Here is a 25501-nt window from a genome sequence, read left to right as displayed (position 1 = left end):
CCACAACCCGGAACTGCACCTGTGCCAGTTCCCCGACACATCACCGAAGGAGCGCCATCATGGCCGCCACCAAGGAAGAGATCGTCGCCGGTCTCGCCGAGATCGTGAACGAGATCGCCGGGATCCCCGCCGAGGACGTCCAGCTGGAGAAGTCCTTCACCGACGACCTGGACGTCGACTCGCTGTCCATGGTCGAGGTCGTCGTCGCCGCCGAGGAGCGCTTCGACGTGAAGATCCCCGACGACGACGTCAAGAACCTCAAGACGGTCGGCGACGCGACCGATTACATCCTCAAGCACCAGGGCTGATCCGGCCCGGCGCATGTCGCCACCCCGCGGTGGCGCCGTGATTCTCAACCCCTCGACCTGTGGAGTAGGAATTTCCGTGAACGCGACCAGTCGCACCGTGGTCGTCACCGGTATCGGCGCAACCACACCGCTGGGTGGCGACAGTGCCTCGACCTGGGAGGGGATGCTGGCCGGCCGGTCCGGTGTCAGCGCCCTCACCCAGGACTGGGCAGCCGACCTCCCCGTCCGCATCGCCGCCTCGGCGGCCGTCGACCCGGGCGAGGTCATCCCCCGGGCGCAGGCCCGCAAGCTGGACCGCTCGGCGCAGCTCGCGCTGATCGCGGCCCGTGAGGCGTGGGCGGACGCCGGTTTCGACGCCAGGGCCGGCGAGGACGCCTCCGTGGATCCCGACCGGCTCGGCGCGGTCATCGCCTCCGGCATCGGCGGCGTGACCACCCTGCTGAACCAGTACGACATCCTGCGGGAGAAGGGCTCGCGCCGCGTCTCCCCGCACACCGTGCCGATGCTGATGCCGAACAGCCCGTCGGCCAACGTCGGCCTGGAGGTCAACGCGCGGGCCGGTGTGCACACCCCGGTCAGCGCCTGCGCCTCCGGCGCCGAGGCCATCGGCTACGCCATCGAGATGATCCGCACGGGCCGCGCCGACGTCGTCGTCGCGGGCGGTACGGAAGCCGCCATCCACCCGCTGCCGATCGCCGCGTTCGGCAACATGATGGCGATGTCCAAGGACAACGACGATCCGCAGGGCGCCTCCCGCCCCTACGACGCCGACCGCAACGGCTTCGTGCTCGGCGAGGGCTCCGGCGTGATCGTCCTGGAGTCGGCCGACCACGCCGCCAAGCGCGGCGCGCGGATCTACGCCGAGGCCGTCGGCCAGGGCATCTCCGCCGACAGCCACGACATCGTGCAGCCCGAGCCGTCCGGCAACGGCATCGCGCACGCCCTGCAGAACCTGCTCGCCAACACCGACCTCAAGCCCGCCGAGATCGCGCACGTCAACGCGCACGCGACCTCGACGCCGCTGGGCGACCTGGCCGAGCTGAAGGCGCTGCGCAAGGTCTTCGGCACCGAGGCCGACCACATGGCGATCTCCGCCACCAAGTCGATGACCGGCCACCTCCTGGGCGGCGCGGGCGGTGTGGAGACCGTGGCCTCGATCCTGGCGCTGTACCACCGGGTGGCGCCGCCGACGATCAACATCCAGAACCTCGACCCCGAGGCGGACGCGGACATCGTCCGCGACGTCAAGCGCGAGCTGCCCGCCGAGGGCACCATCGCGGCGCTGAACGACTCGTTCGGCTTCGGCGGTCACAACGTGGTACTGGCCTTCCGGACCGTCTGACCCGGACCAGCCCGAGCGTCACAGGGGCCGCGCCGTTTCGGCGCGGCCCCTTGCCGTATGCGTACGGCGGGCCCTCAGCCGTCGAAGCTCGCGAAGTACGCCGCGGCCCCGTCCTCGTCGCCGTGCCCCTGCTCCTCCGCCCGCCGGAAGCGCTCCGCCGCCGCCGTCGCCAGATCCATCCGTACGCCGGCCCGTTCGGCCGCCTCCGCGATCAGCCGGGCGTCCTTGCGCGCGGCGGAGACCGTGAAGCTGGCCGGATAGTCGCCGGAGAGGATCAGCTCCGACTTCATCCGGAGGTACGGCAGGTCGAGCGGGCCGCCGGCGACCGCGTCCAGGAGGGCGCGCGGGTCCACGCCGAGGCCCTGGGCGAGCGCGAGCGCCTCGCCCGTGCCGTTGATGACGGTGAGCACCCAGCTGTTGACGGCCAGTTTGAGGCGGCTGGCGGTGCCCGCCGCCGCGTCCTCGCCGAGCCACAGGGTGCGCTGTCCGACGACGTCGAGGATCCGCCCGGCCCGGTCCCGTACCTCCTGCGGCCCGGCCGCCAGAACGGTCAGCAGGCCCTTTTCCGCGGGTTCCTTCGTGCCGAGCACCGGCGCGTCGACGAGGTCCAGGCCGTGTTCGCGGGCGAAGGCGGCGAGCGGGTCGACTCCGTCGGCACCGACGGTGCTCATCTGGAGCCAGAGGGTTTTGGCGCGCAGCGCGGGGGTGCTCTGCCGCATCGCGTCCAGGACGGCTGGTCCGTCCAGCAGGACGGTCAGGACGGCGTCCGCGCCGTCCACCGCCTCGGCCGGGGTGTCCACCACCCGTACGCCGTCGGCGGCCAGTGGCTCGGCCTTGGCGCGGGTGCGGTTCCAGGCGCGTACGTCGAGGCCGGCGCCGGCGAGGTTGCGGGCCATCGCCGAGCCCATGATTCCGGTGCCGAGCACCGCCACTGAGGTCTTGTCAGGCATGTCCGCACGCTACGGCTTGGAGCGCGCTCCAGGGAAAGCGCGACGCGGCCGGTCTCAGACGACCTGGTGCAGCCAGCGGACCGGGGCGCCCTCGCCCGCGTACCGGAAGGGCTCCAGCTCGTCGTCCCAGGGCTTGCCGAGCAGCTTGGCGACCTCGGCCGCCAGCTCCGTCTCGCCGCCCGCCGAGCGGGCCAGCGCGGCGCGCAGCCGGTCCTCCGGGATGAGGATGTCGCCGTGGATGCCGGTGACGGCGTGGAAGATGCCCAGTTCGGGGGTGGCGCTGTAGCGCTCGCCCTCGGCGGTGGCGCAGGGCTCGGCGGTCACCTCGAAGCGCAGCAGGTGCCAGCCGCGCAGGGCGGAGGCGAGTTTGGAGGCCGTACCGGACTCGCCCTGCCAGGAGAACTCGGCTCTCCACGTCCCGGGGGACGCCGGCTGGCGGATCCAGTCGAGGTTGACGCGCACACCGAGCACGCCCGCGACGGCCCATTCGACGTGCGGGCACAGCGCGCGCGGCGCGGAGTGGACGTACAGAACTCCACGTGTCGTCACCGGGACCTCCGATACGGTTCGAGGTTCGCCTTCCCCAGCGGCCTCGTGCCCGTTCCGGTCGCGGCCGGGACAGCTGCAAGCATTCTGCCCCAGTGATCACGTCGGCACCAGCATCCGAGGTTACCTACAGTAAACACCATTAGCCCCAATTTGCCGCAAAAGGGACAGTAAATGACGTGATGTAATGCATCCGTGCCGACTGTGCCGGTGCCGTCGGGCGAGGACCCTACGGGCCACGGCACAAGCTACCGCGCAAGCGGCCGTCGAGGGGTGACGTACCGTCGGTACCGAACAGATATCACTCGCACGCCGGAGGGGGACAGGGGATGGCAAGGGTCAATCGGCCCTTTCGGCCAATCAGGGCCCGCACCGCCGCGGTCGCCGCCGGCACGGCGACCGCGCTTTTTCTGTCCCTGGCCGGCTGCGGCGACCCGGACGACGGCGGACCTGCGGCACACCGCCCCTCCCCCAAGCCCTCCCCGGCGTGGCGCACCGACCCCGCGTCCGTCGCCGCGCTCGGCGACTCCATCACCGTCGGGTTCGACGCCTGCTCGGTCCTGGCCGACTGCCCCGCCGTCTCCTGGGCCACCGGCACGGACCCGCAGGTGAACAGCGTCGCCCGGCGGCTGGTGAAGGACCCCGCCACGCACAGCTGGAACTTCGCGAGGACCGGCGCGCTGATACGCGACCTGCCGGGCCAGGTCGACCGGGCCGTACGGAAGCGGCCCGAGCTGGTCACCGTCCTGGTGGGCGCGAACGACGCCTGCCGCAACGAGGTCGGCGCCATGACCTCCGAGGCCGCCTTCCGCGCCGATTTCGAGACCTCGCTGCGCAAGCTGCGGCGGGCCCTGCCCAAGACGCAGGTGTACGTCGCCGCCGTCCCCGACCTGATGCGGCTGTGGTCGCAGGGACGGCAGAACCAGCTCGGCAAGCAGATCTGGAAACTGGGCATCTGCGGGTCGATGCTGCGCGACCCGGACGACCTGTCGAAGGCGGCGGACACCCGGCGGCAGAGCGTGCGGGAACGGGTGCAGGCGTACAACAAGGCCCTGGAGTCGGTCTGCGCGAAGGACGCGCTGTGCCGCTTCGACCGCTCCGTCTTCGACTTCCGCTTCACCGGCGCCGAGTTGAGCGCCTGGGACTGGTTCCACCCCGGCCGGGAGGGCCAGCGGGAGCTGGCGGAGATGGCGTTCCGAGAGATCACCCGTAAGGGGACGTAGCGGACTGGACGGGACGGAACCGTGCAAGCGGACGCGGGCCCCGGCGCCGGTCACCGGGCGCCCCTTAGGGGAGGCGGCCGGGAGATCGTTCCTTCTGGGGATACGTACGGGACGCGGGCCGCGAGAGGATGACCGGCATGACCGCACGCCGCCCCGCCAGATCCGGACACCGCACCACCCGCACCGCCCTGGCCTCCGCCGCCCTCGTCACGCTGGCCGTCGTCGCCACCGGCTGCGAACTGACCGGCAAGGTCACCGAGAGCGAGCAGACCTACACGGTGGACGGGAAGACCGCGAAGCTGGACGTGTCGACGCCGGGCGGCGACATCAAGGTCGTCGCCGACGACACCGCCGACGGCCGGGTCAAGGTCACCGAACGGCTCGAATACGGCAAGCAGAAGCCCGTTACCCGGCACTCCCTCAAAGACGGCGCCCTGAACCTCACCGCGGAGGACTGCGGCCGGTCGAACGGCACGTGCAACGTCAGCTACGAGGTGCGGGTGCCGCCGTCGGTGGCGGTCACCCTCAGCACCGACGGCGGCAACATCGGCGTCACGGGCATCACGGGAACCGTCGGCACCAGGACCAGCGGCGGCAACATCGACGTCCGGCAGACCGCCGGCCCCCTCACCGCCGAGACCAGCGGCGGCGACATCAACATCAGCGACGCCCGGGGCAAGCAGACCACCGCGAGCACCGACGGCGGCATGATCGACGCCCGCTTCACCGCCGTTCCGGACCGCGTCGACGCCCACTCCGGCGGCGGTAACGTCTCCGTACGCCTCCCCCAGGGCCGCTACGCGATCGACGCCACCACGGACGGCGGCAACCGCAACGTCACCGGCAGCGTGGACAGCGCCTCCCCGCACAAGATCAAGGCGCACAGCGACGGGGGCGATGTGGGGGTGACGGTGGGGCGGTGAGGTCAGGCGGCCTCACCGCCGCTCACTATGCGATCGCGGTACGCGCGCCAGGCGTCGAAGGCCGACCGCGCGGAATCCGCGGTGAGGAATCCCTCCGTGCCGGTGGCGACGGCCCGGGCGTTCAGCTTGTCCGCGACCGCGAGCGCCGCATGGGCCGCGGTCTCGCAGTCACCGTGGATGAACAGGCCGACTCCGGTGACCGGCGCGTCGTCCGCCTCCTTGACCGGGGTGCTGAGGGAGAAGCCAGGCCCTTCGTAGTCGCCCCATCCGTCCTCCGTGTAGACGATGCCCGGCAGGCACGCGTCGAGGGCGGCACGGATCTCCCGGCCGGTGCCCAGGCTCGGCGGGTCCCAGTCAGCGGCGATCTCCTCCACCGACGCGATCCCGGGCGGAAACCGCATGATGCAAACGTCCCAACTCATGCGCTCAACGTAGGTCACGGCACTGACAATCGCGCCGTCGCCGGCCGCCCCGCGCTGGTCAGGCCACCGTCACCCGCGCCGTCAGCCGCCGGTCGGTGACGCTGCGGGCCGCTTCGATCGCATAGGTGCCGTCGATGAAGCGGCGGGTGCCGGATCGCTCGTCCCAGATCTCGAAGGCGCGGCGGGGCAGCGCGATCTCGGCCTCGGCGGTTTCGCCCGGGGCGGCCTCCACCGTCGCGAAACCGGCCAGCCAGCGGTCCGGGCGCTCCGCCGGTACGTGGCCCGCCACCCTGGTCAGGGGCGCGAGGTAGATCTGTACGACCTCGCGCCCGTGCCGCGAGCCGGTGTTGCGCACCCGGACGCGGGCGCGCGCCGGGGTCGCCTCCAGGGACTCGTAACTCCAGTCGGTGTAGCCCAGGCCGTGCCCGAAGGGGTACGCAGGTGCCGGGCCCGCCCCCTTCCGCTCCCGGCGCTGCCAGGCGCGGTAGCCGATGAAGACGCCCTCCTCGTAGTGGATTTCGCCGTCCACCGGGGTGACCTGGGTGACCGGGGCGTCCGCCAGGCGGGCGGGCCAGGTGGTGGGCAGCCGGCCGCCCGGCTCGTGCGTGCCCAGCAGGACGTCGGCCAGCGCGGCCCCCGCCTCCTGGCCCGGGAACCAGCCGAGCAGGACGGCGGGCACCTCGTCGCGCCACGGAAGCTCCACCGGGGAGCCGGAGTTGACGACCACGACCGTGTACGGGTTGGCGGCGGCCACCCGGGAGACCAGTTCGTCTTGGCGGCCGGGCAGGGCCAGGCCCGTACGGTCGAAGCCCTCGGACTCGGTCTCCTCGGTGGTGGCCACGACCACGATCGCGGCGTCCGCGCCGGCCGCGGCCCGTACCGCCTCGTCGAGCTCGGCGTCCGGGTCGGGCTGCGGCTCCGCGTGGCCGAGCGCGAAGGTCAGTACGGGCATGTCCGCGCCGAGCCCGGTGCTGCGCGGCACGAACCGCAGCGCCACGTCCAGGGGCTGCCCGGCCGCCAGTTCCGCCTCCAGGCGGTGCTCCGCCGGGTTCATGAACGCCTCGAACGGGTCGTCCGTTTCCGGGGAGCAGGAAGCGTCGAACAGCACCCGGTCGCCGATGGTCAGGCGCAGCTCGCCGGTGCCGGAGACGGCGAAGGTGTGGGCGCCGGACGCCTGCGGGGTGAAGCGGCCGGCCAGTTCCACGCTGTGCAGGGTGCGCTGTGTGACCCCGTCCGGGAGGCGGCCCATGGCCTGCACCTTGCCGTCGAACTGCGGCTGTTCGGCGAGCAGCGCGCCGTCGGCGCCGTAGTAGCGGGCGCACAGTTCGAAGCCCGCGCGGGCGTGCGGGACCTTCGTGCGCGGGTCGGCGCCGACCGCGTAGGTGACCTCGGTCCCGGCGGGCAGGGCGGCGCGCAGGCCGTCCAGCGGGGAGACGATCCGCTCGGGGAAGACGGTGGCGGAGCCGCCACCGAGCACCCGGGCGTCCTTGGCGGCGGCACCGATGACGGCGATCTTGCGGAGGGTGCGGGGGTCGAGAGGCAGGGCGGGCTCGCGTACGGCCGGCGCGTCCCGTACGTCCTGCTCGCCTCGTACGACCGGCTCGTTGCGTACCAGGACGAAGGACCGGCGGGCGATCTCGCGGGCCAGGGCGCGGCCGTCGATGTCCTTCGGCACGTCGGCCGGGGTGACGGCGGGCGGGACGCTCTCCAGGCAGCCCGTGCGGGCGGCGAGCAGCAGCACGCGGCGGACCGCGGCGTCCACCTCGGCCTCCATGACCCGGCCCGCGCGGACGGCGTCCGCGAGCGCCGGCCCGAAGACCGTGTGCGGACCCGGCATCGCGAGGTCCAGGCCGCCGCGCAGCGCCCGTACCGTGTCGCGGGCCGCCGTCCAGTCCGAGACGTTGACCCCGTCGAAGCCCCACTCGCCCCGCAGCACGCCGTCGACCAGTTCGCGGTGTTCGGTCATCGTCGCGCCGTTGACCTGGTTGTAGGCCGTCATGATGCCCCAGGGGCGGGCGGTTTCGACGATGTGCTCGAAGGGCGCCAGGTACAGCTCGCGCAGGGGGCGCGGGGCGATCCGGTTGTCGACGGTGAAGCGCTCGGTCTCGGCGTCGTTGCCGACGAAGTGCTTGACGGTCGTGCCGACCCCGCCGTCCTGGACCCCGGCGACGTATCCCGCGCCGATCACGCCGGTCAGATACGGGTCCTCGGAGAAGCACTCGAAGTGCCGGCCGCCGAGCGGGGAGCGGTGCAGGTTGACGGTGGGCGCCAGGAGGACGTGCACGCCTTTGCGGCGCGCCTCCTGGGCGAGCAGCCGGCCGGCGCGGCGCGCCAGGTCCGCGTCCCAGGTGGCGGCCAGCGCGGTGGGGCTGGGAAGCGCGACGGAGGGGTCCCCGGCACCCCACTGCCGGCCGCGTACGCCGACCGGCCCGTCCGACATGACCAGCGACCGCAGCCCGATCTCCGGGACCGCGGGCAGCGTCCAGACGTCCTGCCCGGCCAGCAGCCGGGCCTTGGTGTCCAGGTCCAGCTTGCCGAGGGCGTCCTCGACGGCCGGGGCGACGGCCGCGGCGTAGGCGCTTCGGTGGTCGGTCATACGGCTCTCCCTGTCGTGGACGTACGCATCCGGGACGTACGGATCCGGCCCCTCGGCCTGATTGTGACGGTTTCACCTGGCGGACGGTAGGTACCGTTATCTTCTGGTTATCCGACGGATGGGGCAGTCCGCGGGGTTACGCTCGGCCCGTGACTGCACGAGACCAGCCGCGGCCGTCCGGCCGCCGGAGCGGCGGGGGGCGCGAGGCGCAGCGCGCGGAGCGGCGCGAGGCGATCCTCCGGGCCGCCATGGAACTGATCGCCGAGCGCGGCTACCGGGGCACGTCACTCGCCGCCGTCGCCGAGCGCGCCGGACTGACCCAGCAGGGCCTGCTGCACCACTTCCCCAGCAAGGAGCTGCTGCTGGTCGGCGTCCTGGAGGCGCGCGACCAGTGGGACACGGCCGCCGCCGCGGCCACCGGCGCCTGGCGTACGGACACGCTGGCCGGGCTGGTCGAGTACAACGCCGGGCGGCCCGGCGTCGTCCAGACGTACACGGTCCTGGCCGGGGACAGCGTCACCGAGGGCCATCCGGCCCGCGACTTCTTCGAACGGCGGTTCCGGCGGGTGCGGGAGGCGCTGGCCGAGGTGCTGCGCACGGAGTACGGCGACCGGCTGCCGGGCGGGCTGACGCCGGAGCGGGCGGCGCCGCTGCTGGCCGCCGTGATGGACGGGCTCCAGCTCCAGTGGCTGCTGGAGCCGGAGGAAGTGGACATGACGGCGGCGTTCGGGGACTTCCTGGCGCTGCTGCGGGGGGACGAGGCGGAGCCTCCGGCCCCGTAGGGCGGCGGCCGCGCCGTGGAGCAACCCCTTCCGCGATCAGCGCACCGCCGCTTTACTCACCCCATGAGACACATACGCACCAAGGTGGGCGTCGTCGGCGCCGCGTTGCTGACCGCCGCCCCGCTCGCCCTCAGCGCCCCTTCCGCCACGGCGGCCTCCCCCGTCACCGCCGCCGCCCGGCAGGCGACGGCCGCTCCCACCGTCGAGGAGCAGCGGCTGTCGCAGCACGTGCCGCAGGAGATCCTGCGGCGCAGCGGGTTCGCCGGGGTGGCCGGGACGTTCGCCGGCGGGCTCGCGCGGGTGGACTCGTACGGGGCGGCGAAACGGTACGTCACGGAGGCGGGGCGCGGCCTGTGGCGCCGCGCCGTGGACCGCGTCCAGGGGCGCGGGCCGCAGGGCGGCGACCTGAGCCGGGACGACGACCGGCCGCTGTACTGGGCACGGCTGGGGATGACCAAGGCGCTACGGGAGTGGAAGCCGGACTTCCGGCTGAGCGCGAACCAGCGGGACGCGCTGATGGGGGCGCTGGAGCGCGGTTCACGCGGGCAGGACTCGATCGACCTGCCCCGCGGCGGGCACGCCAAGACCCGGGTGCTGCGCGTCGTGGTGACCGGCTTCGACCCCTTCCAGCTGGACGCGGACGCCCGGCGCAGCAACCCGTCCGGGGCCGCGGCGCTCGCCTTGGACGGCACCACGGTCCGTACGTCCTCGGGGCGGCTCGCCCGCGTCGAGACCGCCGTCTTCCCCGTACGGTGGGCCGATTTCGCGGCCGGCACGGTGGAGCGCACGCTCCTGCCGTACTTCCGGCGCGGGCCGCGGCAGGTAGACCTGTTCACCACCATCAGCCAGGGTCGGCCGGGGCGCTTCGACCTGGAGCGGACCAACGGCGCCTGGCGGGGCGGCTATCCGGACAACGCGCGGGAGTCGCGCACCGAGACGGTGCCCGTGCCGAAGGGCGTGCCGACCGTCCGGCCGCAGCCGCAGTGGACCACCACGACCCTGCCGTACGCGCAGCTCACCGCGGCCTCCACCGGGCCGTTCCCGGTGCGGGACAACACGGCGGTGACCGAGATCCCGGCGGGCGGCTCGTCGCCCGTCGAGCGGCCGGACGGGCCGACGCCGGGCTCGACGGCCCGCGCGGGCGGGGGCGGTGACTACCTGTCCAACGAGATCGGCTACCGGGCGACGCTGCTGCGGGACGCGCTGAAGCTGAAGGTCCCGGGGGGCCACCTGCACACGCCGGTGCTCCAGTTCGGCGCCGGGAACACCGACCCGAAGACCGGCGAGGTCACCGATCCCGACTTCGTACGGAACCGGACCACCATCACCGGGCAGGTGCGGAGCATCCTCACCACCGCGTTGTCAGTGGCATCGGGCACCATGGAGAAATGATCGTCGCAACAGCGCAATTTCCGTCCGCCGCGTGGGACATCGAGGCCAACGCGGCCCGGACGGCCGGGCTGATCGCCGAGGCCGCGGGCCGCGGCGCCGAGCTGGTCGTCTTCGCCGAACTGGGCCTGACAGACTATGAGCTGGAGGCGATAGCCGCCGGTCCGGAGCGGTGCGTCCTCGCGCCGGACGACCCGCGGCTGGCCCCCGTCCGCGACGCCTGCCGGGCGGCGGGCGTCGCCGCGGCGGTCAACGGCCCGGGGCGCGGCCCGTCGGGCACGGCGGACGGGATGACGATCGCGACGTTCGTGTACGGGCCGGACGGCGCACTGCTGACCCGTTACGACAAGCACCATCTCTACGGCCAGGAGAACGAGCTGTTCACCCCGGGGCCCACGGCAGGCGGCCGCTTCACCTACCGCGGCCTGAAGTTCGCCCTCGCCACCTGCTACGACAACGCCTTCCCCGAGGTACCGGAGCGGGCCGCGGCCGACGACTGCCAGGTGTATCTGGCCAGCTCATTCCACGACTCGGTGGAACGCACGGACGCGTACGCCACCCTGGCGCGCGACCACGGCTTCGACGTCCTGCTCGCCAACGGCACCGGCCCGCGAAGCGGGGGCACCGGCTGCGGCCACAGCGGCATATGGGCGGCGGACGGTTCCTGCCTCGCGCGGGTGACCGGCGAAGACGGCCTGGCGCTCGCGGAGGTCGGTGTGGCGGCAAGGCCGCTGCCGGAGGGCTCGGAACCGGCTGGGATATCCGACGGCCGGGTCGCCGGATAGCGGGGGCGGGTGCGAGTGCGGGGCCCCGTCGCCTTCGTTCAGGCGGGGAGGTCGTGCAGCGTCGGGTAGGACGACGGCGGGTCGGCCGGGTCGCTCCCGGAAGGCTCGGGACTGGCCGAGATATCCAGTGGCCGGACCGCCGGGCGGCGGAGGCGACGCGAGCACGGCGCCCCCACCGCCTCCGTACAGGCAGGCAGTTCGTCCAGTGCTGGAGAGGACAACGGCGCGTCGGCCGGGCCGCTCCCGGAAGACTCGGAACCGACCGGGATATCCAGCGGCCGGACCGCCGGGCGGCGGAGGCGACGCGAGCACGGCGCCCCCACCGCCTCCGTTCTGGCGGGCTGGTCGTCCAGCGTCGGAGAGGACGACGGTGCGTCGGCCGGGCCGCTGCCCCAAGGTTCGGAACCAACCGGGACGCCTAGCCGCCGGGCAGCGGAGGCGACGCAAGTACGACGCCCCCCCCGTTCACGCAGGCAGTTCATCCAGCGTCGGGTAGGACGGCTGGGCGCCTGGCTTGGTGACGGCTGCTGCGCCGACCCTTACGGCGAAGCGGGCCGCGTCCGGGAGGGAGTCGCCGCGGGCCAGCCGGACGGCGAGGGCGCCGGTGAAGGCGTCGCCGGCGCCTGTGGTGTCGACCGGCTCGACCTTCACGCCCGGGACCCGCTCGCTCTTGCCCTCGCCGTCCACGACCAGCGCACCGTCGCCGCCGAGGGTGACGACGACCGAGCGGGCGCCCTGGTCGCGCAGTGCGCGGGCCCAGTCCTCCGGTCCGCCTTCGCTGCGGTCCGCGAGCTGCTGTGCCTCGTGCTCGTTGACGACGAGGGGGTCGGCGGCGGCGAGGAGGTCCGGGTCGATGCGGTCGGGGGTGGGCGACGGGTTCAGGACGACCCGGGTGCCGGTCTCCGTGGCGGTGGCCGCGGTGGCCCGTACCGTCTCCATCGGGACCTCGAACTGGAGGGAGACGGTGGCGGACCCCGCGATCACCTCGCGGGCGGCGGCGACGTCCTCGGGGGTGAGCGCCGCGTTGGCGCCCGGGGAGACGACGATGCTGTTGTCGCCGTCCGGGCCCACGATGATCATGGCGGTGCCGGTACGGGTGCCGGGCGCGGCGATCACCTGCGAGACGTCCGTGCCCGCCTCGCGCTGCGCGTTCAGCAGCAGTTCGCCGTACGCGTCGTCGCCAACCCGGGCCAGCAGCCCGACCCGGCCGCCCAGCCGGGCGGCGGCAGCGGCCTGGTTGGCGCCCTTGCCGCCCGCCGACTCGACCAGGTCGGAGCCGTGCACGGTCTCCCCCGCGCCGGGCCGCCGCGCCACCCGGACCGTCAGGTCCGCATTGGCCGAGCCCACTACCAGTACGTCGTACATCTGCTTCTCACCCATCGAATTCCGCCGCGTTCCTGCTGGTCACCAGCACGACCGGCACCTTCACCTGTTTCGGCGGCCGCTCGCCGCGCGCCGCCCTGAGCGCCTGGTCCACGGCCTGCTTCCCGAGCAGCCTGGGCTGCTGGGCGACCGTGGCGGTCAGCGTCCCGCCGCGGACGGCGGCGACACCGTCCGGCGTGCCGTCGAACGCCACGATCTTCACGTCCCTGCCCGCCCTGGCGCCCAGCGACTTCGCGGCGCCGAGGGCCATCTCGTCGTTGGCCGCGAAGACGCCGCCGATGTCCCGGTGCGCTTGGAGCATATTGGACATCACGTCCATACCCTTGGTCCGGTCGAAGTCGGCGGGCTGTCGCGCCACCACCTCGATGCCCGGGTACCGCTTGATGCCCTCCTCAAAGCCCTGCCCGCGCTCGCGGGCGGCCGAGGTGCCGGGCTGGCCCTCCAGAAAGGCCACCTTTCCCTTGCCGCCGAGGGATTCGGCGAGCGTCTTCGCGGCGAGCCGGCCGCCCGCGACGTTGTCGGAGGCGATGGTCGAGCCCACGTCGCCGCCGTTGACACCGCGGTCGATGGAGATCACCGGTACCTTGGCCCGGTTGGCGACGCCGACGGCCGGCACGGCGGCATCGGAGTCCACCGGGTTGATGATCGCCGCCTTGACGTCCTGGCTGGTGAACGTCTCCATCTGGTTGATCTGCTGCATGGGGTCGTTCTGCGCGTCGGTGATGTTGATGTGCAGGCCGCGCCGCTCCGCCTCGGCCTGCGCGCCCTCCTTGATGCCGACGAAGAACGGGTTGTTGAGGGTGGACAGGGCCAGCCCGAGGTCCGTGTTCCCGCCGCGGTCGCAGCCGGACAGGACGAGGGCTCCGGCCAGGACGGCCGCGCCGAGCAGGCCCGTACGCCGGCCGGCAGGCCAGCCGAGCCTCCCCGTACTCGTACGCCTGCCGACCGGGCCCGAACCCGTACCCGGGCCGGACCGCCACGCACGCCCCCTCATCGCCCGCTCCGGCGCCGCAGCGTGTCCAGGAGCACCGCCAGCGCGATGACCAGGCCGGTGGCCACCTGCTGCCAGAACGCCGAGACGCTCAGCAGGTTGAGGCCGTTGCGCAGTACGGCGAGGATCAGCGCGCCGATGAGCGTGCCGGACGCCTTGCCGGAGCCGCCGGAGAGGCTGGCGCCGCCGATGACGACGGCGGCGATCGCGTCGAGTTCGTAGCCGACGGCGGCCTGCGGCTGGGCGGAGGTCAGCCGGGCCGCGAGGACGATGCCCGCGACCGCCGCGAACACCCCGGACAGTGCGTAGATGACCAGCTTGCGGCGCTTGACGTCGATGCCGGAGAGCCGGGCCGCCTCCTCGTTGCCGCCGATCGCGAACATCGCGCGGCCCGCGTACGTACGGTTGAGGACCAGGGCCGCGACGAGGCCCATCGCGATCATGACCAGGACCGGTACCGGCAGCCAGCCGCCCAGTGTGTCCCCCAGCCTGCTGACCGAGGCGGGGAAGGCGATCGGCGAGCCGCCGGTGATGACCAGGGCGAGGCCGCGGCCGATGGAGAGCATCGCGAGCGTGGCGATGAAGGCGGGCAGCTTGCCGTACGCGACCAGCGCGCCGGAGACCAGGCCCGCCGCCGCACCGACCGCCAGGCCCAGCAGCACGGCGATCCACACCGGCAGGCCCGCGTCGGTCGCGGCCCAGGCGACGACGGTGGCGCTGAGCGCCGCGACCGAGCCGACCGACAGGTCGATGCCCGCGGAGACGATCACGAAGGTGACGCCGAAGGCGAGCACGGCGGTGACGGACGCCTGGACGCCGACGTTCAGGAGGTTCTGCCCGTTCAGGAAGTCCCCGGACAGCGCCGCCATCACCACGACGAGGGCGATCAGGCCGCCCAGCGGGCCGTTCTTCAGGACGGCCCGGGTGAACCAGGGGCCGAACCCGGCACCGGGCGGGGCCGTGCCGACCGCCTCGGCGCCCGCTCCCGTCTTCACATCAGCGGACATCGGAGCCCTCCATCGCGCTCTCGTTCGTGTGTCGCGGACCGGACGCGCCGGCGGGCCGTACGGCCAGTTCCATCACCGCGTCCTGCGTCGCCTCGTCGGCGGACAGCTCACCGGCGAGCCGTCCCTGTGCCATGACCAGCACCCGGTCGCTCATACCGAGCACCTCGGGCAGGTCGCTGGAGATCATCAGCACCGCCCGGCCGGCCGCCGTCAGCTCGTTGACCAGCTGGTAGATCTCGACCTTCGCGCCGACGTCGATGCCGCGCGTCGGCTCGTCGAGGATCAGCAGCCGGGTGTCGGCCAGCAGCCACTTGCCGATGACGATCTTCTGCTGGTTGCCACCGGAGAGGGTGCGGGCGTGCTGCCCGAGCCCGCTCATCCGTACCTTCAGCTGCCCGGCCACCTCGGCCGCCGCGCGCCGCTGGCCGCGCCGGTCCACCAGGCCGCCGCGAGTGTCCCGGTCCAGCCGGGCCAGCGTCAGGTTGTCCTGGAGGGACGCGTCCAGGACCAGGCCCTGGCCCTTGCGGTCCTCGGGGACCAGGCCGAGCCCGGCGCGCATCGCGGCCCGTACGTCGCCGGGGGGCCAGCACCTGCCCGTCGATCTCGACGGTCCCGGCGTCGTAGCGGTCCACGCCGAACACCGCCCGCGCGACCTCGGTACGGCCCGCGCCGACCAGGCCCGCGAGGCCGACGACCTCGCCGGCCCGCACCTCGAAGTCGATGCCCTCGAAGACCGGGGTGCCGTTGGGGCCGTGCCGGGTGAGGCCGCGTACGCGCAGCAGCGGCGCGCCGGGGGCTTTGGGGCGCTGCCGGGGGTACTGCTCGGCGATGTCGCGGCCCACCATCAGGCGGATCAGCTCGTCCTCGTCCGTACCGGCCGGGACCTCGGCCACCGAGCGGCCGTCGCGCAGGACGGTGACCCGGTCGCCGAGGGCGCCGATCTCCTCCAGGTGGTGGGTGATGAAGATGATCCCCACCCCTTCGTCGCGCAGTTCGCGGACGATCGCGAAGAGCGTCTCGACCTCTTCGGAGGTCAGTACGGCGGTCGGCTCGTCCATGATCAGGACGCGGGCGCGCAGGCTCAGCGCCTTGGCGATCTCGACCATCTGGAGGCGGGCGATGCCCAGTTCGGCGACCGGGGTGTCCGGGGAGACGTCGAGGCGGACCCGGCGCAGCAGTTCGGCGGCGCGCGCCCGCATCGTCTTCCTGTCGATGAGGCGGAGCGCGGTGCGCGGCTGCCGGCCGAGGAAGATGTTCTCCGCGACGGTCAGGCCGGGGACGAGGTTGAACTCCTGGTAGATGGTGGCGATACCGAGCCGTTCGGCGTCCTGCGCGGAGCGGATGCGCACCTCGTGGAGGCCGTCGGGAGCGGTGGTGGCCGCGGGGCCGTCCGCCGGGCCGTCGGCCACGAGAATGCGCCCGGCGTCCGGCCGGTGGGCGCCGGAGAGCATCTTGATCAGGGTGCTCTTGCCCGCGCCGTTCTCGCCGAGCAGGACGTGCACCTCGCCCGCGCGCAGGCTCAGGTCCACGCCGTCCAGCGCCCGTACGCCGGGGAACGACTTCGCCACCCCCTCAACGCGCAGCAGTTCGCGGCCGGCCGGTGCGTCGTCCCGAGCGTCGTCCTTGACGTCGGTCATGCGCTGCCCCTCTCCTGTCGGATCTCCTGTCGGGTGTGGTCCTGCCGGGCCGCGTTTTCCTCCTGGCCGGTGGCCGGTTCGCCGCAGGAACGGCGGATGACGAGCCGGGCCGGCAGCAGTACGGAATCGGCCGGGCGCCCCTCGATCCGCTCCAGCAGGGTGCGCACGGCGGCCCGGCCCAGTTCGCGGGTGGGCTGGGCGATGGCGGTGAGCGGCGGGTCGATGTGCGCGAACCACGGCACGTCGTCGTAGACGACGAGCGCCACATCGCCGGGCACCCGCAGCCCGCGCGCGCGGATCTCGTCCATCGCGCCGAGCGCCATCAGGTTGTCGGTGGCCAGTACGGCGTCGGGCGGCTCGGGCAGGTCGAGGAAGCCGCGCATCATCTGGCGGCCGCCGGGGTGCTGGAGGTCGGGCGTGGAGCCGACCCGCTCGTCCGGGAGCGCGATGCCGTGCGCGGCCAGGGCCGTACGGAAGAGTTCCAGCCGCTCGTCGCCGGTCGGCGTGCCGGCCGGGGCGACGATGATCGCGGGGCGCCGCCGGCCGAGCGTCGCGAGGTGCGCGGCGAGGGCGGTGAGCGCGGCGCTGCCGTCGGCGCGTACGCACGGCGCGTCGACGCCGGGCACGATCCGGTCGAGCAGCACCAGCGGGGTGCCGGAGGCGACGACCTCGTCCAGCATCGCGGAACCGGTGCCGGCCGAGCTGACCAGCAGACCGTCGATGCGGCGGTCCAGCAGCGTACGGATGTAGTCGTCCTGCTGGCCGGGGCGTTCGGCGGCGTTGCCGATGACCAGGCTGTAGCCGAGGCCGCGGGCCGCGTCCTCGACGGCGTCGGCGAGTTCGGTGAAGAACGGGTTGGTCAGGTCGCTGATGACCAGGCCGAGCGTGCCGGTACGGGCGGTGCGCAGGGCGCGGGCGACGTTGTTGGGCCGGTAGCCCAGCTCCTCGACGGCGGCGAGTACCCGTTCGCGGGTCTCGGCGACCGGGCTGCGCCCGTTGAGCACGCGGGAGACGGTGGCCACGGACACCCCGGCCCGCTCGGCCACGTCCTTGATCTTCGCCATGGGCGCCCTTGCCCTTCCCTGGAACCGGTCGAGGACACCGAAAGCTCCGGGCGTCTCGATCGCACGCCGGTGTGTAATCGATTTCGTGTGGCCATACGTAATCGATTACACGGCGGTGGCGTCAAGACACGGGAGGAGTGGCCTGCGTCACAGGGGGCGGCAGTGACGGGCGGGATTCCGGCCCGTACGGCCGAGGGCCGCATCCCCCACGCAGGAATGCGGCCCTCGGTACGGCATGGCGCGTCAGGCGACGGTCAGCTTGACGTCGATGTTGCCGCGGGTGGCGTTCGAGTACGGGCAGACCTGGTGGGCCTTCTCGACCAGGTCCTTGGCGGTGGCCGCGTCCACGTTCGGGATGGACGCGGCGATCTCGACGGTGAGGCCGAAGCCGCCGGACGGGGTCTTGCCGATGCCGACCTTGGCGGTCACCCGGGAGCCGGAGACATCCGCCTTCTCCCGGCGGGCGACGACGCTCAGCGCGCCCTGGAAGCAGGCGCTGTACCCGGCCGCGAAGAGCTGCTCGGGGTTGGTGCCGGCGCCGCTGCCACCCTGCTCCTTGGGCGGGTTGACGACGACGTCCAGCTTTCCGTCGTCGCTGGCGACGCGGCCGTCGCGGCCGTTCTCGGCGGTGGCGACGGCGGTGTAGACCACGTCTACGGGCTGGATGGACATAGAAGATCCTCCTGTGGTTCGCCGCGACTCGCGCCCACGGTCGCGACGGCTTGGTGTGAGCCTAGTGGCCCGGCGGCGCCGGGCCGAGGTGCGGATCAGTCCGTGAGACCGGATCGGTTCGTGGGACCGGATCAGTCAGTGGGACCGGATCCCTGAGACCGGGTGAGTCCGTGGGGCCGGGGCGGCCCGGCCGATCGGAGCCGCCCCACGAGACGGAGCCGTTCCACGAGACGGGGCCGCCCTGCGAAACGGGGCCGATCCGGCAGGCCGGCCGGTCCGTGCGGACAGGCCGGCCCGTGCGGACCGCTCAGTCCGGCAGGCCGGCGATTCAGTCCGTCAGGTCGACGATCATCTTGCCGGTGTTGTCGCCGCGCAGCAGGCCGAGGAACGCCTCGACGCCGTTCTCGACGCCCTTGACCTTGGTCTCGCGGTACTTCAGCTCGCCCGAGCGCACCCAGGCCGAGACCTCCTGCACGAACTGCTCCTGGAGGTGGCTGTGGTCGGCGACGAGCATGCCCTGGATGCGCAGGCGCTTGCCGATGACCAGCGCGAGGTTGCGCGGCGCGGGGGTCGGCTCGGTGGCGTTGTACTGCGAGATCATGCCGCAGACGGCGACGCGGCCGTGGGTGTTGAGCGAGTCGATGGCGGCCTCCAGGTGGTCACCGCCGACGTTGTCGAAGTAGACGTCGATGCCGTCCGGGGCGGCCTTGCGGAGCTGGTCCTTGACGGACTCGTCCGACTTGTAGTTGAAGGCGGCGTCGAAGCCGTACTCCTTCGTCAGCAGCTCGACCTTCTCGTCGGAACCGGCGCTGCCGATGACGCGCGCGGCGCCCTTGAGCTTGGCGATCTGGCCGACCTCGCTGCCCACCGCGCCGGCCGCGCCGGACACGAAGACGGTGTCGCCCTCCTTGAAGGAGGCGACCTCCAGCAGGCCCGCGTAGGCCGTCAGGCCCGGCATGCCGAGCACACCCAGGTAGGCGGAGAGGGGGGCCAGGGAGCCGTCGACCTTGGCGGTCTTCTTGGCGTCCACGACGGCGTACTCGCGCCAGCCCTTGAAGTGCAGGACGTGGTCGCCGACCGCGAAGCCCTCGGCGTTCGACGCGATGACCTCGCCGACCGCGCCGCCCTCCATCGGCTGGTCGAGCTGGAAGGGCGGGGTGTAGGACTTCACGTCGTTCATGCGGCCGCGCATGTACGGGTCGACGGAGAAGTACAGGTTGCGGACGAGGAGCTGTCCCTCGCCGGGCTCGGTGACCTCGGCCTCGCGCAGCGCGAAGTCCTCCGGCTTCGGCCAGCCGTGCGGGCGGGCGACCAGGTGCCATTCGCGGCCGGACGTGGGCAGTGCGGACATGGGCTGCTCCTCCTAAATGCTTCAGGTCCTGAAACAACCATGCTCCTATATATTTCACGTTGTCAAGCAATTCGGTATCCTGGTGTCATGACTCCTCGCGCAGACCCTTTGACCGTCGAGGTCGTCGAGCTGATCGGCACCGTCGTGGCCCGCTACTACGAGGAGTACGAGCACGCGGCGGCCGAGCACAGCCTCACCGGCGCCCAGGCACGGGTCCTGCGCCTGCTCGCCCACGAGCCGATGCCGATGCGGCGGATAGCCGCGAGCCTGAAGTGCGAGCCGTCGAACGTGACCGGAATCGTGGACCGCCTGGAATCCCGGGGCCTGGTCGAGCGCCGCCCGGACCCGGCCGACCGCCGGGTCAAGCTGGCCGCGCCCACGGAAGCGGGCCGCGCGACGGCCCAACGGCTGCGTGATTCTCTGGACTTCGCGCGCGAGCCGCTCGGCGAGCTGTCCGTCGCGGAGCGCGCGCTGCTCAAGGAACTGCTCCAGCGGATGCTGGGCATGACGCCGGAGTAGGACCGGCGTTCAGGGCGGCGCCCGATGGACGCGAACCGGTGGCCAGGTCCCGGTGGACGCGGACCGGAGGGTTCCACCGGTTGGTTTCGGCCCGAGGGCCGCGGCGTGGCGGATTCCGCCCGGCCGAAAGTCCCGGATCGAACTATCGTGGCGCCATGACTGTTGAGAATGCGACTTCCCCGGAAACCACCCGTCACACGGTCGACTTCTACTTCGACCCCCTCTGCCCGTTCGCCTGGATCACCTCCCGCTGGATCCTGGAGGTGGAGCGCCACCGCGACCTGAACCTGCGCTTCCGCGTGATGAGCCTGTCCGTCCTCAACGAGGGCCGCGAGGACCTGCCCGAGCAGTACAAGGAGCTGCTGGCCAAGGGCTGGGGCCCGGTACGGGTCTGCATCGCCGCCGCCCAGGCGCACGGCGAGCCCGTACTGCGGGACCTTTACACCGCGCTCGGCACGCGCCTGCACAACGACGGCCGCGACGACTACGAGGCCGTCATCAAGGAGGCGCTCGCCGAGGCCGGACTGCCCGAGGACCTGGCGGGTGCCGCGGACAGCACGGAGTACGACGACGCGCTGCGCAAGAGCCACCACGAGGGCATGGACCCGGTCGGCGAGGATGTCGGCACGCCCACCATCCACATCGACGGCGTCGCCTTCTTCGGTCCGGTGCTGACGGCGATCCCGCGCGGCGAGGAGGCGGCGCGGATCTTCGACGGCGCCCGTCTGCTCGCCGGTTACGACAAGTTCTTCGAGCTGAAGCGGACCCGGACCGGGGACCTGGACTTCAGCTGACCGGGGGCCGGTTGTCAGTGGCGGGGGCATGAACGCCTCGACGTACGACCGCCACTGCACCGAAATCGTCGCGCAGACCGAGCTGTTGCGCTCCCTCGTCAAGAAGGCACACCACCTCAGAACCCCGGTGCCCTCCTGCCCCGGCTGGAATCTCGGCCAGTTGCTGCGGCATCTGGGCGGCGCCCACCGCTGGGCCGAGGAGGTGGTGCGCACGGGCGCGGCCGAGCCCCCGCCGGACGCCCGCTTCCGCGACCTGTCGCCGTACGCGGACGAGGACCCGGCGCTGCTCGACGGCTGGCTGGGCGAGGGGGCCGCCCTGCTGGCGGAGACGCTGCGGGCCGCCGGGCCCGGTACGGAGGCGTGGGTCCCGCTCCCCCGGCTGGCCCCGGCCGCCGCCTTCTACGCCCGCCGGATGGCCAACGAGACGGTGATCCACCGCGCCGACGCGTTCCTGGCGGCCGGCGCGGAGTTCACCCTCGACGAGCGGGTCGCCGCCGACTGCTTCGCCGAGTGGCTGGAGCTGGGTTCGCAGCCGGAGGTGTTCGCGCGCCACCCGGAGATGCGCGAGCTGCTGGGTCCGGGCCGGACGCTGCGCTTCCAAGCCACCGGCGTGGCGCCGGAGACGACCGCCGACTGGCTGATCGATCTGACCGGCGAGGCGGTCACCTGGCGCCATGCCCCGCGGGAGGAGGCGGCCGTGACGCTGCGCGGCCCGCTGACCGACCTGCTGCTGGTCGCCTACCGAAGACTGCCCGCCGACCACCCCGGTATCGGGATATCCGGTGACCGGCGGCTGCTGGACTTCTGGTGGGAGCGGGTCAGCTTCGGGTGACCGGGGCGGCCGCGGCGTCCGACACGGCCGGAGCGTCCGGGGTCTCCGTGCAGCCCTGCCCCGGTTCGCGCTCCCCTGTCACCGCCTGTATCCGTACGCCCTTGAGCAGCGCCGCCAGCAGCGCCCCCAGCACCATCACACACGCCGCGCCGACCAGCGCCGCGTGCAGCCCGTGGAGGAACGCCGTGCGGGCCGCCGACAGCAGCATCTCCCCTGCCCGGGCCGGCAGTTCGCCCGCGACCGCCGCCGCTCCGGCCAGGGTTTCCCGTACGGTCTCCGCCGCGCCCGCGGGCAGTCCGCCCGACACGGCTCCGTCGATCTCGCCTCGGTAGACGGTGTTGCCGAGGGTGCCCAGCAGCGCCAGCCCCAGCGCGCCGCCCAGTTCCGAGCCGGATTCCAGGAGGGCGGAAGCCGAGCCCGCGCGCTCGGGCGGTGCGACGCCCAGGGCCAGTTCGGTGCCGAGCGACATCACCATCACCATGCCCGCCCCGTAGATGCTGGCCCCCAGCAACACGGTCCACAGGGGTGTGTCCACCTCCGTCGAGGACACCCACAAGAAGCCCCCGGCGGCTGCCAGGAATCCGCCGGCGATGACGAACGCCCGGTCCATGCGCTGCGCGAGGGCCGCGGCGGCCGGGGCCATGCCGCCCACCGCGAGGGTCGGCACCATGTTCCACAGCGCCGCCTCCAGCGGACTCGCGCCCCGTACGGTCTGGAGGTACTGAGTGATGAAGACCGCGCTGCCCACCAGCGCGAACATCGACAGCAGGTTCATCAGGACGGAGACCGAATAGCCGCGGTGCCGCAAGAGTTCCAGGTCCAGCATGGGGTGCCGTGCGGTGCGCTGCCGGTACACGAAAGCGGCGGCGGCCATCAGCCCGGCCGCCAAGGCCAGTACGGGCAGCGCCGAGAAGCCGTTCCGGGCCAGTTCCTTGACGCCGTAGACGATCGGCAGCATCGCGGCCAGCGAGAGCAGTGCGCCCGCCAGGTCGAAGCGGCCCTCCGCCGGGTTCCTGAACTCCGGCAGGAGCAGCGGTCCGGCCACGAGCAGCAGCACCATCGCCGGGGTGTTGATCAGGAACACCGATCCCCACCAGAAGTGCTCCAGCAGCAGGCCGCCGAGCACCGGCCCGACCGCGATGCCGCCCATCATGGCGCCGGACCAGATCGCGATGGCCCGGCCGCGCTGCTTGGCGTCGTGGAAGAGGTTGCGGACCAGGGCGAGGGTGGACGGCATGAGGGTGGCGCCGCCGATACCGAGCACCATGCGGGCGGCGATGAGCATGCCGGCGCTCTGCGCGTATGCGGCCAGGACCGAGGCGATGCCGAAGAGGACGGCGCCGGAGAGCAGCAGCCTGCGGCGGCCGATGCGGTCGCCGAGCGCGCCCATGGTGATCAGGAGTCCGGCGAGCACGAAGCTGTAGACATCGAGGATCCACAGCTGCTCCGCGCCGCTGGGCGCCAGTTCGGCGGAGAGGAACGGCACGGCGAAGTAGAGCACCGAGACGTCCATCGAGACGAGCAGGCAGGGCAGCATGAGCACCACGAGCGCGGTCCACTCGCGCCGCCCGGCGCGGGACGGTGGTGTGTACGGGGTAAACGCCATGACAGGGAAGGTAGGCAGTGCACGCTTACACCACAAACCACTTGGGGCAGTTGGGCGGTAGTAATGCATCACACTAGTGCACTTGGAAGGTGCACCTCCGCGTCAGGGCGGTACCGTAAGCCGCACAGACCCCTGGTGCACTAGTACGGAGGATGCCGCCGTGGACCGTCGGAACCCGTCTTCGCCCCCGCCCCCGTACCGCCGGATCGTCGCGGAGATCCGGCGGCGCATCGAGCGCGGGGAGCTGGCCGAGGGCGACCGTGTGCCCTCGACGCGGCGGATCACCCGGGAGTGGGGCGTGGCGATGGCGACCGCGACCAAGGTGCTGACGACGCTGCGCCAGGAGGGGCTGGTACGGGCCGTGCCGGGCGTGGGGACGGTGGTGACCGCCGGCGGAATACGCGCGGACGACGCGCCCGCGCCCCGGACTCGGGCCATCGGTGATCCCGGCAGCAGCCCACGGCACACCCCGGCCGCTCCTGGCCGACCCTCTCCGCAGGCCCCCGGCCTGAGCCGCGCCCGCATCATCCGGACCGGCATCCGGATCGCCGACGCCGAGGGACTGCGCGCGCTGTCGATGCGCCGTGTCGCCGCCGAGTTCGGCGTGTCCTCGATGGCGCTCTACCGCCATGTGGCGAACAAGGACGAGCTGGTCAAGCTGATGGCCGACGCCACCTTCGCCGAGATCGAACTGCCGGACCCGGCGCCCCGGCACTGGCGCGCGCGGATGGAGGCCGGGGCCCGGCTCCAGTGGAAGCTGTACCAGCGGCACCCCTGGGTGGCCCAGTACCTGTCGCTCACCCGCCCGCAGCCGATGCCGCACGCGATGGTCGTCATCGAGTGGACCATGGCCACGGTGACGCGGTTCGACCCGCTCACCAAGCTGCGGCTGGCCCTGACGCTGATCAACCACGTACGCGGCACGGCGGTCGCCCTGGAGGAGGACCTGGAGGCCGAGCAGCGGACCGGCATGGACGCGGAGCAGTGGATGGAGTCGCTGGGGCCGGAGTACGAGCGGATTCTCAGGTCCGGGTCGTTCCCCATGTACGAGGGGATCAACGACATGGACGGCGAGGGGATGCTGCGGCTGGACGCGATGTTCGAGTTCGGTATGGCCCGGCTGCTCGACGGCTACGAGGTGTTCATCGAGGGCAGGAAGGACGACCCGGCACACTGAGCTCGCCGCGCAACCGCCGCGCTCGCAACACCAGTTCCAGCTCGAAGCGACGATCCGGATTATCCACCTCGTCACCCCACAGCTCCCGTATCTGGCGCAGCCGGTAGCGCACGGTCTGCGGGTGGACGCCGAGCCGGGCCGCCACCTCAGGCGCGCCGCCGCGCGTCTCCAGCCAGGCGAGCAGGGTTTCGGCCAGGCGGCGGCCGTGAGTCGGGCCGCAGTGCGCCAAGGGTTCCAGCCGCCGTCGGGTCAGGTCCTCGATCAGCTCTTCCGGCGGCAGCAGTACCAGCGCCTCGGTGTGCTCGGTGCAGTGCAGCAGCTGCCCGGCGGGCAGCAGGCCGCGCTCCATCAGGTCGACGGCGGCGCTCGCCCAGCGCAGGGACTTGGCCGCGTCGGCCAGGGGTACGGCCGGGCCGAGCGCGCCCGACCACCCGGCCGTAGCGCGCTGGAGCAGCTCCCGGCGCCCGGCGGCGTCCGGTTCCGGCACCACCATGCGGGGCCGCTCGCACTCCATGTCCAGCAGGACGTCCGTACCGACGGCGGGGGCGACGGATTCGCGGGCCGGGCGCAGCAGTACGGCAACCGCGACCTGTCCGGGCAGTGCCCAGCCGATGCGGGCGGCGCGGTCGGTGAGCGCGGACGCCGTGTGCGCGCGGGTACCGGCGGCGAACAGCTGGTCCATGAGGCGCCGTTGGTGCCGCAGCCGCTCGCCCGCCTGGCGGGCCGCCGCCTCGGCGAAGCCGCGTACGGATTCGGCCACCAGCCCGTCCAGGTACTCGAAGCCGGATTCGGCCAGTTCGTACATGGCGGGGGCCGGGATCGCCACCTGCTGGCCGATCTCGGCCAGGCGCCGCCAGGCCAGCCGTACGCCCAGCCGGTAGATCGCCTGGAGGGCGTCCAGGCTGCGCCCCTGGATGCCCGCGCCGCGGCCGAACTCTTGGAAGATCCGCGGGTGGACGTGCGGCAGGTCCAGGCCGGCGGACATGTGCTGGACGAAGTACTCCAGGGACTGCCGGATTCCGGTCAGGGCGCGCGGCTCGCCGTACTCGTCCAGGGCGAGCGGGAGCTGCGGATACTCGCGGCGGATCTCGGCCAGAATGCGCTGGGCGAGCGCCGGGACCTCGTCGAGGGCGCGGGCGGCGAACTCCCGTACCTGCGCCGGGGGTACGTCGCGCCACGCCGAGCGGACGGTCTCCACCACG

21 protein-coding genes and 2 pseudogenes are annotated in these 25501 nt (G+C 72.7%); 11 read left to right on the top strand and 12 right to left on the bottom strand.

Going from position 1 to position 25501, the window contains the following annotated elements:
• Positions 1–59 precede the first annotated feature (59 nt).
• Both CP984_RS28045 and CP984_RS28040 read left to right on the top strand, forming a co-directional pair.
• Positions 60–308 carry an acyl carrier protein gene (locus CP984_RS28045; protein WP_003979736.1) on the top strand — a complete coding sequence of 83 codons (249 nt, stop codon included), beginning with the start codon at positions 60–62 and terminating at the stop codon, positions 306–308.
• A 76-nt stretch (positions 309–384) separates the two neighbouring features.
• Complete coding sequence (locus CP984_RS28040) at positions 385–1650, top strand: beta-ketoacyl-[acyl-carrier-protein] synthase family protein (protein WP_003979737.1); 1266 nt, start codon at positions 385–387, stop codon at positions 1648–1650.
• A 74-nt stretch (positions 1651–1724) separates the two neighbouring features.
• On the opposite strand, the gene CP984_RS28035 is transcribed toward CP984_RS28040, so the two are convergent.
• Entirely contained in the window at positions 1725–2600 is an 876-nt protein-coding gene (locus CP984_RS28035; protein WP_030183459.1) for an NAD(P)-dependent oxidoreductase, read from the bottom strand.
• A 54-nt stretch (positions 2601–2654) separates the two neighbouring features.
• The gene (locus tag CP984_RS28030; RefSeq protein ID WP_003979739.1) at positions 2655–3149 is read right to left on the bottom strand and encodes a DUF3145 domain-containing protein; all 495 of its coding nucleotides are present in this window, start codon (positions 3147–3149) and stop codon (positions 2655–2657) included.
• A 326-nt stretch (positions 3150–3475) separates the two neighbouring features.
• Here CP984_RS28030 and CP984_RS28025 point away from each other — a divergent pair, with 326 nt between their 5' ends.
• Positions 3476–4369, top strand: a complete 894-nt coding sequence (locus tag CP984_RS28025) for an SGNH/GDSL hydrolase family protein (protein WP_003979740.1) — start codon at positions 3476–3478, stop codon at positions 4367–4369.
• A gap of 137 nt (positions 4370–4506) precedes the next feature.
• Positions 4507–5292: a DUF4097 family beta strand repeat-containing protein gene (locus tag CP984_RS28020; RefSeq protein WP_003979741.1), complete on the top strand. Its 786-nt coding sequence runs from the start codon at positions 4507–4509 to the stop codon at positions 5290–5292.
• A 2-nt stretch (positions 5293–5294) separates the two neighbouring features.
• On the opposite strand, the gene CP984_RS28015 is transcribed toward CP984_RS28020, so the two are convergent.
• Positions 5295–5714 carry a hypothetical protein gene (locus CP984_RS28015; protein ID WP_030183454.1) on the bottom strand — a complete coding sequence of 140 codons (420 nt, stop codon included), beginning with the start codon at positions 5712–5714 and terminating at the stop codon, positions 5295–5297.
• A 58-nt stretch (positions 5715–5772) separates the two neighbouring features.
• Complete coding sequence (locus tag CP984_RS28010; protein ID WP_003979743.1) at positions 5773–8310, bottom strand: beta-glucosidase family protein; 2538 nt, start codon at positions 8308–8310, stop codon at positions 5773–5775.
• Positions 8311–8558: 248 nt separating this feature from the next.
• Between CP984_RS28010 and CP984_RS28005 the strand changes: the two genes are divergently transcribed.
• From CP984_RS28005 to CP984_RS27995, 3 genes are all read left to right on the top strand, one after another.
• Entirely contained in the window at positions 8559–9092 is a 534-nt protein-coding gene (locus CP984_RS28005; RefSeq protein WP_003979744.1) for a TetR/AcrR family transcriptional regulator, read from the top strand.
• A 63-nt stretch (positions 9093–9155) separates the two neighbouring features.
• Positions 9156–10484 (top strand): C15 family peptidase, encoded by a 1329-nt coding sequence (locus CP984_RS28000; protein ID WP_030183450.1) that lies wholly within the window; start codon positions 9156–9158, stop codon positions 10482–10484.
• Positions 10481–11266 (top strand): carbon-nitrogen hydrolase family protein, encoded by a 786-nt coding sequence (locus CP984_RS27995; protein WP_003979746.1) that lies wholly within the window; start codon positions 10481–10483, stop codon positions 11264–11266. The genes CP984_RS28000 and CP984_RS27995 overlap by 4 nt, the downstream gene beginning before the upstream one ends.
• A 465-nt stretch (positions 11267–11731) precedes the next feature.
• Here the strand turns inward: CP984_RS27995 and rbsK are convergent, their stop codons facing one another.
• The 6 genes and pseudogenes from rbsK to CP984_RS27960 form a co-directional block, all read right to left on the bottom strand.
• Positions 11732–12646 carry a ribokinase gene (rbsK, locus tag CP984_RS27990; RefSeq protein WP_003979747.1) on the bottom strand — a complete coding sequence of 305 codons (915 nt, stop codon included), beginning with the start codon at positions 12644–12646 and terminating at the stop codon, positions 11732–11734.
• Positions 12639–14647 (bottom strand): annotated as a pseudogene (locus CP984_RS43050) (ABC transporter permease/substrate-binding protein). The gene rbsK and the pseudogene CP984_RS43050 overlap by 8 nt, the downstream one beginning before the upstream one ends.
• A pseudogene (locus tag CP984_RS27975) lies at positions 14637–16284 on the bottom strand (sugar ABC transporter ATP-binding protein). The pseudogenes CP984_RS43050 and CP984_RS27975 overlap by 11 nt, the downstream one beginning before the upstream one ends.
• The gene (locus tag CP984_RS27970; RefSeq protein WP_003979750.1) at positions 16281–17348 is read right to left on the bottom strand and encodes a LacI family DNA-binding transcriptional regulator; all 1068 of its coding nucleotides are present in this window, start codon (positions 17346–17348) and stop codon (positions 16281–16283) included. The pseudogene CP984_RS27975 and the gene CP984_RS27970 overlap by 4 nt, the downstream one beginning before the upstream one ends.
• A 243-nt stretch (positions 17349–17591) precedes the next feature.
• Positions 17592–18020: an organic hydroperoxide resistance protein gene (locus CP984_RS27965; protein ID WP_003979751.1), complete on the bottom strand. Its 429-nt coding sequence runs from the start codon at positions 18018–18020 to the stop codon at positions 17592–17594.
• A 328-nt stretch (positions 18021–18348) separates the two neighbouring features.
• Entirely contained in the window at positions 18349–19371 is a 1023-nt protein-coding gene (locus CP984_RS27960) for an NADP-dependent oxidoreductase (RefSeq protein WP_003979752.1), read from the bottom strand.
• An 87-nt stretch (positions 19372–19458) separates the two neighbouring features.
• Between CP984_RS27960 and CP984_RS27955 the strand changes: the two genes are divergently transcribed.
• The 3 genes from CP984_RS27955 (at position 19459) to CP984_RS27945 (ending at position 21516) form a co-directional block, all read left to right on the top strand.
• Positions 19459–19890 carry a MarR family winged helix-turn-helix transcriptional regulator gene (locus CP984_RS27955; RefSeq protein WP_030183441.1) on the top strand — a complete coding sequence of 144 codons (432 nt, stop codon included), beginning with the start codon at positions 19459–19461 and terminating at the stop codon, positions 19888–19890.
• Between the two features lie 155 nt (positions 19891–20045).
• Positions 20046–20684, top strand: a complete 639-nt coding sequence (locus CP984_RS27950; RefSeq protein WP_003979754.1) for a mycothiol-dependent nitroreductase Rv2466c family protein — start codon at positions 20046–20048, stop codon at positions 20682–20684.
• A 28-nt stretch (positions 20685–20712) separates the two neighbouring features.
• A complete protein-coding gene (locus tag CP984_RS27945) occupies positions 20713–21516 on the top strand; it encodes a maleylpyruvate isomerase family mycothiol-dependent enzyme (protein ID WP_003979755.1) in 804 nt (267 codons plus the stop codon).
• On the opposite strand, the gene CP984_RS27940 is transcribed toward CP984_RS27945, so the two are convergent.
• A complete protein-coding gene (locus CP984_RS27940) occupies positions 21503–23122 on the bottom strand; it encodes an MFS transporter (RefSeq protein ID WP_043978512.1) in 1620 nt (539 codons plus the stop codon). The two genes, CP984_RS27945 and CP984_RS27940, sit on opposite strands and share 14 nt — an antisense overlap.
• Positions 23123–23282: 160 nt before the next feature.
• Between CP984_RS27940 and CP984_RS27935 the strand changes: the two genes are divergently transcribed.
• Positions 23283–24299: a GntR family transcriptional regulator gene (locus tag CP984_RS27935; protein WP_003979757.1), complete on the top strand. Its 1017-nt coding sequence runs from the start codon at positions 23283–23285 to the stop codon at positions 24297–24299.
• Here the strand turns inward: CP984_RS27935 and CP984_RS27930 are convergent.
• A complete protein-coding gene (locus tag CP984_RS27930) occupies positions 24265–25500 on the bottom strand; it encodes a helix-turn-helix domain-containing protein (protein ID WP_003979758.1) in 1236 nt (411 codons plus the stop codon). The genes CP984_RS27935 and CP984_RS27930 overlap by 35 nt on opposite strands.
• Position 25501: the final 1 nt, after the last annotated feature.

Origin of the sequence: Streptomyces rimosus (genome assembly GCF_008704655.1) — a bacterium.
GTDB lineage: Bacteria > Actinomycetota > Actinomycetes > Streptomycetales > Streptomycetaceae > Streptomyces > Streptomyces rimosus.
The sequence above is the reverse complement of the archived record's forward strand: the minus strand, read 5'-3'. Positions and strand labels throughout refer to the sequence as shown.

What these genes read in the sequence shown, in the direction of transcription:
- CP984_RS28045 (WP_003979736.1), top strand. Translation starts at nt 60, where the DNA reads ATGGCCGCCACCAAGGAAGAGATCGTCGCCGGTCTCGCCGAGATCGTG.
- CP984_RS28035 (WP_030183459.1), bottom strand. Translation starts at nt 2,600, where the DNA reads ATGCCTGACAAGACCTCAGTGGCGGTGCTCGGCACCGGAATCATGGGC.
- CP984_RS28025 (WP_003979740.1), top strand. Translation starts at nt 3,476, where the DNA reads ATGGCAAGGGTCAATCGGCCCTTTCGGCCAATCAGGGCCCGCACCGCC.
- CP984_RS28020 (WP_003979741.1), top strand. Translation starts at nt 4,507, where the DNA reads ATGACCGCACGCCGCCCCGCCAGATCCGGACACCGCACCACCCGCACC.
- CP984_RS28015 (WP_030183454.1), bottom strand. Translation starts at nt 5,714, where the DNA reads ATGAGTTGGGACGTTTGCATCATGCGGTTTCCGCCCGGGATCGCGTCG.
- CP984_RS28010 (WP_003979743.1), bottom strand. Translation starts at nt 8,310, where the DNA reads ATGACCGACCACCGAAGCGCCTACGCCGCGGCCGTCGCCCCGGCCGTC.
- CP984_RS28005 (WP_003979744.1), top strand. Translation starts at nt 8,559, where the DNA reads ATGGAACTGATCGCCGAGCGCGGCTACCGGGGCACGTCACTCGCCGCC.
- CP984_RS28000 (WP_030183450.1), top strand. Translation starts at nt 9,156, where the DNA reads ATGAGACACATACGCACCAAGGTGGGCGTCGTCGGCGCCGCGTTGCTG.
- CP984_RS27995 (WP_003979746.1), top strand. Translation starts at nt 10,481, where the DNA reads ATGATCGTCGCAACAGCGCAATTTCCGTCCGCCGCGTGGGACATCGAG.
- rbsK (WP_003979747.1), bottom strand. Translation starts at nt 12,646, where the DNA reads ATGGGTGAGAAGCAGATGTACGACGTACTGGTAGTGGGCTCGGCCAAT.
- CP984_RS27970 (WP_003979750.1), bottom strand. Translation starts at nt 17,348, where the DNA reads ATGGCGAAGATCAAGGACGTGGCCGAGCGGGCCGGGGTGTCCGTGGCC.
- CP984_RS27965 (WP_003979751.1), bottom strand. Translation starts at nt 18,020, where the DNA reads ATGTCCATCCAGCCCGTAGACGTGGTCTACACCGCCGTCGCCACCGCC.
- CP984_RS27960 (WP_003979752.1), bottom strand. Translation starts at nt 19,371, where the DNA reads ATGTCCGCACTGCCCACGTCCGGCCGCGAATGGCACCTGGTCGCCCGC.
- CP984_RS27955 (WP_030183441.1), top strand. Translation starts at nt 19,459, where the DNA reads ATGACTCCTCGCGCAGACCCTTTGACCGTCGAGGTCGTCGAGCTGATC.
- CP984_RS27950 (WP_003979754.1), top strand. Translation starts at nt 20,046, where the DNA reads ATGACTGTTGAGAATGCGACTTCCCCGGAAACCACCCGTCACACGGTC.
- CP984_RS27945 (WP_003979755.1), top strand. Translation starts at nt 20,713, where the DNA reads ATGAACGCCTCGACGTACGACCGCCACTGCACCGAAATCGTCGCGCAG.
- CP984_RS27940 (WP_043978512.1), bottom strand. Translation starts at nt 23,122, where the DNA reads ATGGCGTTTACCCCGTACACACCACCGTCCCGCGCCGGGCGGCGCGAG.